The sequence below is a fragment of the Nocardiopsis sp. RV163 genome (assembly GCF_001029525.1).
In the GTDB taxonomy this organism is placed as follows: Bacteria; Actinomycetota; Actinomycetes; order Streptosporangiales; family Streptosporangiaceae; genus Nocardiopsis; species Nocardiopsis dassonvillei.
In genome coordinates this window covers 22,299-32,007 of record NZ_LEKI01000055.1, presented here as the reverse complement: position 1 = coordinate 32,007, position 9,709 = coordinate 22,299, and the positions used below count along the sequence as shown (strand labels likewise).

Here is a 9,709-nt window from a genome sequence, read left to right as displayed (position 1 = left end):
CTCTTCCCGCTTCGAGGGGGTTGTGGGAACACCTGCGGACTCGGCACCGCCCCCGGTGCCGGGTCCGACCGTGTTCCCACAACCCCCTCGAAGCGGGAAGAGGCACCCCCGATGGCGAAACGGCTCACCTACGCGGACGCGCTCAAGATCCTCGGCCAGAACGACTCGGAGGTGATGAACCTCGCCGAGAGGCTCACGGACGGCGGGCTGGGGCTGGTGGGGGTGCCCGACCTCTTCGGCCTGCGGGGAGCCCTGGTCAGCGGAGGGCGCCAAGCCATCGAGGGCATCCGGGACAAGATCAGCGGTGAGAGCCGCACGTCGCGGACGGAGAAGATCGAGGCGGCGCATCAGATCCTGGTCATCGTCGCGTTCTTCGAAGCGGTCGAGGAGGCTTTGACCGAACTGGACGCCCCCTTCTCCCTGACCGATCTGGAGTTCACCCGGGAGGAACAGGTCGCGCTGATGGACCGTGTCCTGGCCCACTCCGGGACAAGCCCGGCCGTGTCCCCGGGGTCGGGCTGGATTCCGCGCTTCTTCTCGGACTTCCTGTTCAGGGACTTCGCGGCGGTCCTGACGGGACTGGCGGTGGTCGAGCGGCACGGCGTCACCTCGCAGGACCACACACTCCTGGAGCGGATGCGGGATCTGGTCCCCCGGTACGCCTCCCACCGGTACCGGGAGTCCTACCGTCAGCTCTCCGCCGACGTCCCCGAGTTCGGCATGTGGGCGCACCTGGCCGAGCACGAGCACACGCGCGAGACCGTCGGGACGGGGCTCGGAGAGCTGCGTCGGCGTCTGGAGGAGATCAGCTCCCGCCGTGCGGTGGACGTCAGGCGCAAGGAGCTGTCCGCCGGGTACCGTGCGGTCCTGCGCCAACCGGTGCTGCGTTCGGACGACGTCCCGCCGGGTCTGTACCTGCCCACGCTGGAGGACGCCTACGTCCCGCCGAGGGGTCGCGCCGCCTACGCGGTGCACAGTGGCAGCCCCTCCTCCGAGGAGTGGTGGGAGCGCCTTCCCGTGCTCGCGGACCTTCAGCGGGTCATCGCCGCGCACTTGGTCCACTCGATCGCCACGGAGGTCCCCACGGTCATCCTGGGCCACCCCGGGGCGGGCAAGTCCAAGTTCACGGAGATGCTCGCGGCCAGTCTGCCCGACTCCGACTTCCTCCCCATCCGGGTGGAGCTGCGCTCGGTCCAGCCGAACTCACCCATCCATGTGCAGATCGAGGAGGGGCTCGCCGCGACCCTCCACACCCGGGTGCCCTGGCGCGAACTCGCCGAGTCCGCGGACGGCGCCCTGCCCGTCATCATCCTGGACGGCTTCGACGAGCTCCTACAGGCGACCGGGGTGGACCGCTCCGACTACCTGGAGCGGGTCCAGGAGTTCCAGCACCAGCAGGAGGCGCTAGGCCAGCCGACCGCGGTGATCGTCACCAGCCGCACCGTCGTGGCGGACCGGGCCCGTTTCCCCGACGGCTCCATGGTGATGCGGCTGGAGCCCTTCGACGAAAAGCAGATGGGCACGGCGCTGAGGGTATGGAACCGGGTGAACGCCCGCTCCCTGACCTATGAGGGGCGTCGGCCCCCCACGATGGAGGAGCTCCTCCCCTACCGGGAGATGGCGGAGCAACCGCTGCTGCTGATGATGCTGCTGATCTACGACGCGGCGGAGGAGCCCCTGCTCCGCACCGCGAGGCCCCTCTCCCACGGTGAGCTGTACGAAAGCCTGCTGAGGAAGTTCGCCCGCCGGGAGGTGGAGAAGCACCGGCCGCACCTCAACGACCGGGACCTGGACGACGCGATCGAGGAGGAACTGCGGCGTCTGGAGGTCGCCGCGCTGGCGATGTTCACCCGGCGCAAGCAGAGTGTGGACGCCGACGAGCTGGAACGGGACCTGGCGGTCCTCATGCCCGAAGCGGCGGTGCGCCCGGAGGACACCAACCTGCACGGACGGATCGACCCGGCCCACCAGGTGCTGGGGCGGTTCTTCTTCGTGCACGAGGCCCGTGCGCAGACGGGCGACGGCACCGCGAGCGTGTTCGAGTTCCTGCACGCCACCTTCGGCGAGTACCTGGTGGCACGGGCAGTGGTCACCGCAGTGGAGGAGCTGGACGAGTCCCGCTCACGTTCGTCCCGGCGCCGCGGTCGCAGCACGCGTCCCGACGACGGCGAGCTGTACGCCCTGTCCTCCTTCTCCACCTACGCGGGTCGGCAGAAGGTGGTGGACTTCCTCGCCGAACTCCTCGAAAGGCGGTTCGCCGAGGACCCCGAGGCCCGCGAGGACTACGCGCGGCTGCTCGTGGAGCTGTTCCAGGAAGCGCCTTTCCCCGCCTCCAACCGCTCCTACACCGCCCACGAACCCACACGGCTGCCGCTGACCCGACGGGAGGCCAACTACACCAGCAACCTCATGATCCTGCTGTGCCTGGTGCGCCGGGAGCCGGTGAACATCCGGGAGCTGTTCCCGGACTCCCCCGAGACCCTCCAGGACTGGCAGCACACGGCCGCGCTGTGGCGGACGCTGCCCGGAACCGAATGGTTCAGCATCGTGGCGGCACTGCGCGTGCGCCACCTGGACGGCTGGAGCGAGGAGGGACCGGCCACCGTCGTGGACCTGGACGACTCCTCACCGGTCAACGTCGGCGAGAGCATGGGCTTCGAGCTGCGGATGAACACGGACGCCCGTCCGTCCGTACTCGATCCCTACGACATCACCGTGCCGCACAACACGACCACGTCCCGCCTGCTGCGGTCGACGGCGATGCGGGTCAACGGCACGTCCGCGCGCTTCCTGCTCGGGCTGCTTCCCTACCTGCGTTACGTCTCCGACGACCTGGCGACCTGGTACTCGCAGCTCGCCACTGAAACCGACGTGGATGCGCAGTCCGAGACAGAAACGGAAACGACCTGGTTCGAGTTGCACGAGATACTGCGGCTGCGTCTGATCCCCGCCACCGAAAACCCCGTGGAACGGCTGGATGCCTACAAGCGGCTGCTTCTCTCGAGCCGGACTCTGGGACGCCTGGAGCACGTGGTGCTCAGGCAGGCCGTGGAGGACCTCGGCGTGTCCGGGCCCGAGGACACGCTGACCGAAAACGTGCGGAAGCTGTTGCAGCACTACCTCTCCGGGGTGACCGAGGTGGTGACCGGCCCCCAGCTCAGCCTTCCGGTGCTCGCGCCGACGCTTCGCCGTCTGGAGGGCTTCGCCGACCGGGAGGTCCTCGCGCGCGTCCGGGACCTGGCGCGGGGGAACGCTCACCCCGAACCCCCGGTACAGGCCGCCGACACCGTCCCCGAGCAGCGCCTGACACCCTCCCCGACGGGCCGGTACGGCAGCGGCGGCTGAGCGCCGCCCCTACACGGCCGCGCGCACCCGCTCCACCAGGGCGGGGAGCGCCGTGCCGACGGGGTCGCGTACCACGGCGCCCGCGAAGTCGTCGTAGGGTGTGGGCTCGGCGTTGACGACGACCAGGGCGGCCCGCGCCATCATGGCCACGTCGCACAGCCCCGCCACCGGGTGGACCGTCAGCGACGTGCCGACGGCCAGGAACACGTCGCACTCGCGGGCCGCCCGGCTGGCCGCGTCGACCACCCGCGCGTCAAGCCGCTGACCGAAGGAGACGGTGTCCGACTTCTGGACGCCCCCGCACTCGGGGCAGCGGGGGTCGGACTCCTCGTCCAGGCGCGCCAGCACCTTCCCGCTCGGCGTGCGCAGGCCGCAGGCCATGCACACCACCCGCAGCATGGTGCCGTGCACCTCGATGACCGCGTCCTCGGACGCCCCGCCCCGCTGGTGCAGGCCGTCGATGTTCTGGGTGATCAGGGCGCGCAGCCGTCCGGTTGCCTCCAGGTCGGCCAGGGCGCGGTGCGCGGCGTTGGGCCGGGCGCGCCACACCGGGTGGGTGCGGCGCTGGGCCCACACCCGGCGGCGCACGTCCGCGTCGCCCATGTAGATGTCGATGTCGGACAGGGCCTGCGCGTCCGGGTCGGTGGTCCACACCCCGTGCGGTCCGCGGAAGTCGGGGATGCCTGAGTCGGTGGACACCCCCGCCCCGGTGAGGACCGTGACGCGTTCGGCGGACTCCAGGAGTTCGGCGGCCCGTTCGAACTCCGCCGGGTCGGAGAAGGGCGCTGATTCGGTGGTCGTCGAGGCCATACCCCCATTCTTACGCGGTCGGGGCACCGTTCGCCCAACCGCGCCCGCCGGTGCCGTACCGCCCCCGACCCGGGCCGGACCGGGGCGTAACCTCGGGGGTACAGGAAGGGCACGGAGGCCACATCCCTGCCGATGCACACGAGGTGGGCAAAGGGTGCGAAAATCGACACCGTCATGAAGCAGCCGTCCTACATCCTCGTGGTCAACGGGACCAAGGTCGAGCGCCCGGTGTTCGTCCTGGGCGCTCCCCACTCGGGAGTGGCCGAGGTCGCCCGTGCCCTGTCCCGCGTGCCCGGCCTGCACCTGGGCGCGGGCTCGTCGGGCGTGCTCAACGCCGTCTACGCCGTGGCCAGACGCCCCTCCCTCGCACTGGAGAAGGCCGCCGGGACGGTGAGCCTTCTGCGCGAGGCCTACGCCGAGGCCTGGCAGCTCACGCCGCTGACCTGCCCGCGCTGTCCGGGGCCGTGGGCTCGCGTGCCCGCCAACGCCGCCGCCGAGCCTTGCGAACACAGCGCGCAGGTGCGCCGCTACGGCGACGCCAGCCCCGACCTGCTGTTCTGCGCCACCGCCCTGCACGCGGCCTTCCCCGACGCCCTGTTCGTACAGGTCATCCGGGACGGCCGCGACGTCATCGCGGACATGATGGAGGACGAGCGCTCGCTGGCCTGGCTCAAGCCGAGCTTCATGAAGCTCGACCACGAGTTCCCCAACCACTTCTTCGGCTTGGAGGAGGAGTCGGACCTGTCCTCGTTCACGGAGGGCTCCACCGCCGCCAAGTGCGCGATGCGCTGGCGCGGGGCGATCCGCATGTCGGCGCTGCTGCGCCGCTCCATCGGCGCCGAGCAGCTGCTGACCCTGCGCTACGAGGACGTGCACGGCGGCGAGGTGGAGACGGCCGAGCGGCTGCGGGAGTTCACCGGTGCGCGGGTGTCGGCCTCGGAGCTGCTGACCCCGGAGTCGTGGGGCGTGGGGTCGTGGCGCGAGCGCCTGACCCGCGACCAGTACGGCGACGTGCGCGAGGTGGCGGGCACGGAGCTGTCCCGGCTCGGTTACACCTGAGCCCCCGCCGGTCCGGCCGGAGCCCTCAGTTGATGTTCGGCGACCCGGTGGGCCCGGTCGCCCTTGCGGGGGTGGCGGTGTGCGCGGTGGCCGTGGCGCTGGTGAGCGCCGGGGGAACCGAAAGCCGCGCCGCCCGGAAGGACGTGAAGGCTACCGGCGCTCCCGACCGGGAACCGGAGCACACGAGCGCAACCACCGAGAGCGACCCCTAGCGGCTTCCGGAACGGCGGGCCGAGGCCGTCGCCGGCACTGCCGCCCGGACTCCGCAACGCGGGACCGGGGGCGCTACGGACGCTCCCGGGCCGGAAGCGGGCCGACCCCGTCCGCGGAGGCGGTGGCCTCGGTCCGTCCGCCCTCCTCGACCGGCTTCCACACCCGCTCCGCGAACAGGGGCCCGCTCCCGGCCGCGTCGGGGACCACGGCGGTGCACACCACCTCCACCACGGCGTCGGGGTCCAGGAGGTCGGCCACCCCCAGGACCGTCATCGGCGGGTGGCAGCGGCCCATGTGGCGCCGGTAGACCGCGTCGACGCTCTGCCTCTGGGCCCGATAGGCGGCCATGGACGTGGTGAAGACGCGAATGTCCACCACGTGGGCGGGCTCGGCGCCCGCCGCGCGCAGCGCCTCCACCGCGTTGGCGAGCGCGCGGTCGAACTGCTCCGGCAGGCCCGTCCCGACGATCCTGCCGTCGGGGAGGTGCGCGCGCTGCCCGCCGACGTGGACCACCCGCCCGGGGCTGACCACGAGCGCGTGGGAGGAGCCCTTCGGCTCGGCGAGGGTGAGCGGGTTGACGATCTCGTGCGGTGTGCGGCCCATCGGCGGCCCCTCCTGCCGGTGTCGCTCCCGCGGCCCGCGCCGGACGGCCCCTTTGGGAACCCGCCGCGCGTGCGGCTACGATGAGCGCATGTCGATCACTGTGCTGCTGTCCGCCCTCGCCCTCGTCGCCACGCTGGGGGTCTTCGCCGCCATCTTCGTCGGCGGCGCCGTCTACGTGGGCCGCATGCGCCGCGACGGCACCGAGGCGGTCCTGACCGGGGCCCGCAGGCACCGGGAGCTGCGCGGCTAGGAGAGCCCGTCCGAGCGCCCGGGCGGGCGGCGGAGAGGTTCAGGCGCCGTCGAAGTCGTCGGGGTCGGGGCCGAACCTGCTGTCGGTGTTGAGCCCGCTGATCCGGTCCATCTCAGCGCGGGAGAGCTCGAAGTCGAAGACCTGGAAGTTGGAGCGGATGCGCTCGGGGGTCACCGACTTGGGGATCACCGCGTTGCCGAGCTGGATGTGCCAGCGCAGCAGCACCTGGGCGGGGGTGCGCTCGTGCTGCTCGGCGACCGCCACGACGGTCGGGTGGCCGAGCAGTTTGCCCTGCCCCAGGGGGCTCCACGCCTCGGTGACGATGCCGTGCTTGGCGTCGAAGGAGCGCATGTCCGCCTGTGTGAGCAGCGGGTGCAGCTCGATCTGGTTGACCATGGGCGTGATGCCGCCCTCCTCCATGACCCGCTCCAGGTGCGGGCGCTGGAAGTTGGACACGCCGATGGCGCGGACGCGACCCTCGGCGTAGAGGCGCTCCAGCGCCTTCCAGGTCGGCACGTACAGGTCCCTGCGGGGCATGGGCCAGTGCACGAGGTACAGGTCGACGGTGTCCAGGTCCAGGCGGCCCAGGCTGGCCTCGAAGGCGCGCAGGGTGGCGTCGTAGCCCTGGTCGGGGTTGGCCAGCTTGGTCGTCACGAACAGCTCTCCGCGCTCCAGGCCGGAGCGGCGCAGCGCCTCGCCCACCCCCTCCTCGTTGCCGTAGGCGGCCGCGGTGTCGATGCTGCGGTAGCCCGTCTCCAGCGCGGTGGAGACGGCCGCCACGACCTCCTCCTGGGGCACCTGCCACACGCCGAAGCCCAGTTGCGGAATGCGCAGACCATTACCCAGAGTGAGTTCTGGAACGGTCATCTGCTGCATCTGTCTCATCCCCCGTCAGCGCCGAACGGTCTGCCTTGCTCTTCCAGCGTGCGGTCTTCCCCCTACCGCAGTCGCATACTGCCACGTCGGCGCGGGTCGCGGTCCCAGATGTGCCTTGACTGTGCGGGCTTTTTACCGTTCACTCCCGGTGACAGCCGACGTGTGGGGACATCCCGGACACCGAGGTCGCCGGGCGGACCGGGAGAACCCCGGCGGGAGCGGCGCGAGGTTCCCTCCGGCTTCCTCCCTCCCCACCCTGGCGGCACCTCCCACGCGTCACCGTGCTCTCTTCTCCCCCTACCCGGTGGGGCCGGTCGTGCCCACACGCCCTCCGGTCCCCTGCGCCCGAGGGGCCGCCGCCGATAGGCTGCCCTGGCCGTTCTGGAGGTGGGGCGATGGGACACGAGCAGCGCGCCCGGATCGGGGCCGAGCTGGCGCGGGAGCGGGCCGGACTGGTCGAGCGCATCGTCGCCGAGGTGCACGCCGAGGTCCCGGCCTACCGCGCCCTGCACGGGTCCCAGCTCACTGAGGTGCGGGCGATCACCGGGTGGCTGATGGGCCGCTCGCTGGAGCTGTGGGCGGCCGGAGCGACGCGGCTGCCGCCGGAGGACGTGGAGCGGCTGCGCGGCATCGGCCGGTCGAGGGCTGCCGACGGGCGTCCGATCGGCGCGGTGGTGCGCGCGCACCGGGTGGGCTCGGCCGCGGCGGTGCGCCTGGTCGCCGAACTGGCCTCCGACCGGCTCGACGCCGCCGACGTGTTCGCTCTGGGCGAACTGTGGTTGACCTCGATCGACCAGATCTCCGAGAGCCTGTCTGCGGGCCACGCCGAGGCCGCGCGGCGCCTGGACGCGGACCTGGAGCGGGCCCGCCGGGCCCTCCTGGACGACCTGCTGATCGGTCGGCAGGCCTCGCGCGGGGCCATCCGCGACCGGGCGCGGACCCTCGGCATCGCCCCGCCCGACCCGGCTGTGCTGGTGGCGGCCGAGGCCGACGGCGGCCACTCCGACAGGGGGCCGCGGTCGGCCTCGCCCGCCGCCGGGATGGAGCTTCTGGGCCTGGTGGAACCGGCGGTCGGCGATCCGCTGGTCACCACGCGGTCTGGACGGGTGGTGCTGCTGGTCCGCCCCGGCGACACCGACCGGGTGGCCTCCGTGCTCGGCGCACGCCCCTGGCGCGGGTGCGTGCTGGAGCCGCGGGCGCTGGCCGACATGTCGGCCGCCTACCGGCTGGCCGACGACGCCCTGGAGACCGCGCCCCCGCACGCCTTCGATCCGCGGGGGCTGCTCGGGACCTCCGACGCGTACGTGCTGGCGCTGCTCAACGGCGGCCCGGTCACCCCGGCCCCGGTCCGCGGCGCCGTGCTGGGGCCGCTGCTGGCCGAGGGCAACGCCCACCTGCTGGAGACGCTGCGGGCCTACCTGCGCGAGGGCGCGGCGACGACGGCCGCGCAGGAGCTGCACGTGCACGCCCAGACACTGCGCTACCGGCTGCGCCGGGTTCGGGAGCTGACCGGGCACGACCCGCACCGGCCCTGGCAGCGGTTCGTGCTGGAGACCGCGTGCGCGATCGCGCCCTGACCCGCTCCCGCCCGGACGGGTGTCCGGGCCATCCGGTCCCGTGGCGCCGACGTCAGCAGCACGTCCCGGCTCACGGGACTCCTCTCTTCACGGGGGTGCGCGGGCAGGACGCCAGCGGGCGCCCGCGCCGGGCCGGTCGGAGCGCTCCGACCGGCGAAAGCACATGAAACTTACCCCCGGTTGGCGCGGGGTTGGGCCCCCGGGAGCGTTGGGTAGCCGACACTGGCAGGCGGAGCCGCGACCACCGCGCGCTCACCGCTACACGGGTCACACCGACTGGAGGGGGACCAGAGTGACGACCGCAGAGCGCAAGACCGGAGCACCCAAGCCCAGGAGCAGCCAGCCGTGGCTGCACCAGAGCGGCGAGGAGATCCAGGAGTTCGGGACGGTCCGCCAGTTCCCGGTCGGGCTGTCCTACGACACCCGGATGTACTCGTGCCAGCGGCTCAACCAGGTGCTGTGCGACACGCGCATCCTGCACGACCTGTACAAGAAGCACCACTGGCTCATGCGCGGGCACACCTTCTACCAGCTGCACCTGCTGATGGACAAGCACGCCGACGAGCAGACCGCGCTGATCGACGACCTGGCCGAGCGCGTGCAGACCCTCGGCGGCGTGGCGGTCGGCGACCCCAGGCACGTCGCGGAGATCACCAGCATCCCGCGTCCGCCCAACGGCGTCGAGGAGGTGCCCGCGATGCTCTCCCGCCTGCTGGAGGCGCACGAGACGATCCTGGAGGACTCCCACGACGCCGCCGCGCGCACGCAGGAGCTGGGTGACGACGGCACGAACGACCTGCTGGTGTCGGACGTGATCCGCACCAACGAGCTCCAGGCCTGGTTCGTGGCCGAGCACCTGGTGGACACCCCGCTGGTGCGCACCTAGGGCGCAACACACGTGACGAGGGGTCCGGCGGTCGCGCCGGGCCCCTCGACGCGCTTGGGGTTGACGGGGCGCGGCGGGGTCGGGGACAGT

General features: G+C 72.2%; 8 protein-coding genes. 5 read left to right on the top strand and 3 right to left on the bottom strand.

The features are described 5' to 3' along the window. Window positions 1–111 precede the first annotated feature (111 nt). Window positions 112–3,345 carry an NACHT domain-containing NTPase gene (locus tag ABD54_RS12355; RefSeq protein WP_047869606.1) on the top strand — a complete coding sequence of 1,078 codons (3,234 nt, stop codon included), beginning with the start codon at window positions 112–114 and terminating at the stop codon, window positions 3,343–3,345. 9 nt (window positions 3,346–3,354) lie between these two features. Here the strand turns inward: ABD54_RS12355 and ABD54_RS12350 are convergent, their stop codons facing one another. After that, window positions 3,355–4,155 (bottom strand): Sir2 family NAD-dependent protein deacetylase, encoded by an 801-nt coding sequence (locus ABD54_RS12350; RefSeq protein WP_047869605.1) that lies wholly within the window; start codon window positions 4,153–4,155, stop codon window positions 3,355–3,357. A gap of 174 nt (window positions 4,156–4,329) precedes the next feature. Between ABD54_RS12350 and ABD54_RS12345 the strand changes: the two genes are divergently transcribed. Then, window positions 4,330–5,214, top strand: coding sequence for a sulfotransferase (locus ABD54_RS12345; RefSeq protein ID WP_047869604.1), 885 nt, complete (start codon window positions 4,330–4,332; stop codon window positions 5,212–5,214). 285 nt (window positions 5,215–5,499) lie between these two features. Here ABD54_RS12345 and ABD54_RS12335 read toward each other — a convergent pair whose 3' ends face one another. Beyond that, window positions 5,500–6,030 carry a RidA family protein gene (locus ABD54_RS12335; protein ID WP_047869602.1) on the bottom strand — a complete coding sequence of 177 codons (531 nt, stop codon included), beginning with the start codon at window positions 6,028–6,030 and terminating at the stop codon, window positions 5,500–5,502. An 88-nt stretch (window positions 6,031–6,118) separates the two neighbouring features. Between ABD54_RS12335 and ABD54_RS28555 the strand changes: the two genes are divergently transcribed. Beyond that, complete coding sequence (locus ABD54_RS28555; RefSeq protein ID WP_200904097.1) at window positions 6,119–6,280, top strand: hypothetical protein; 162 nt, start codon at window positions 6,119–6,121, stop codon at window positions 6,278–6,280. Between the two features lie 39 nt (window positions 6,281–6,319). On the opposite strand, the gene ABD54_RS12325 is transcribed toward ABD54_RS28555, so the two are convergent. Then, a complete protein-coding gene (locus tag ABD54_RS12325; protein WP_047869609.1) occupies window positions 6,320–7,147 on the bottom strand; it encodes an aldo/keto reductase in 828 nt (275 codons plus the stop codon). A 404-nt stretch (window positions 7,148–7,551) separates the two neighbouring features. Between ABD54_RS12325 and ABD54_RS12320 the strand changes: the two genes are divergently transcribed. Next, entirely contained in the window at window positions 7,552–8,733 is a 1,182-nt protein-coding gene (locus tag ABD54_RS12320) for a CdaR family transcriptional regulator (protein WP_047869600.1), read from the top strand. A 292-nt stretch (window positions 8,734–9,025) separates the two neighbouring features. Continuing rightward, window positions 9,026–9,619: a Dps family protein gene (locus ABD54_RS12315; RefSeq protein ID WP_047869599.1), complete on the top strand. Its 594-nt coding sequence runs from the start codon at window positions 9,026–9,028 to the stop codon at window positions 9,617–9,619. Window positions 9,620–9,709 lie beyond the last annotated feature (90 nt).

Coding starts and splice junctions, on each gene's coding strand:
- ABD54_RS12320 (WP_047869600.1), top strand. CDS start 7,552: ATGGGACACGAGCAGCGCGCCCGGATCGGGGCCGAGCTGGCGCGGGAG.
- ABD54_RS12355 (WP_047869606.1), top strand. CDS start 112: ATGGCGAAACGGCTCACCTACGCGGACGCGCTCAAGATCCTCGGCCAG.
- ABD54_RS12335 (WP_047869602.1), bottom strand. CDS start 6,030: ATGGGCCGCACACCGCACGAGATCGTCAACCCGCTCACCCTCGCCGAG.
- ABD54_RS28555 (WP_200904097.1), top strand. CDS start 6,119: ATGTCGATCACTGTGCTGCTGTCCGCCCTCGCCCTCGTCGCCACGCTG.
- ABD54_RS12345 (WP_047869604.1), top strand. CDS start 4,330: ATGAAGCAGCCGTCCTACATCCTCGTGGTCAACGGGACCAAGGTCGAG.
- ABD54_RS12350 (WP_047869605.1), bottom strand. CDS start 4,155: ATGGCCTCGACGACCACCGAATCAGCGCCCTTCTCCGACCCGGCGGAG.
- ABD54_RS12325 (WP_047869609.1), bottom strand. CDS start 7,147: ATGACCGTTCCAGAACTCACTCTGGGTAATGGTCTGCGCATTCCGCAA.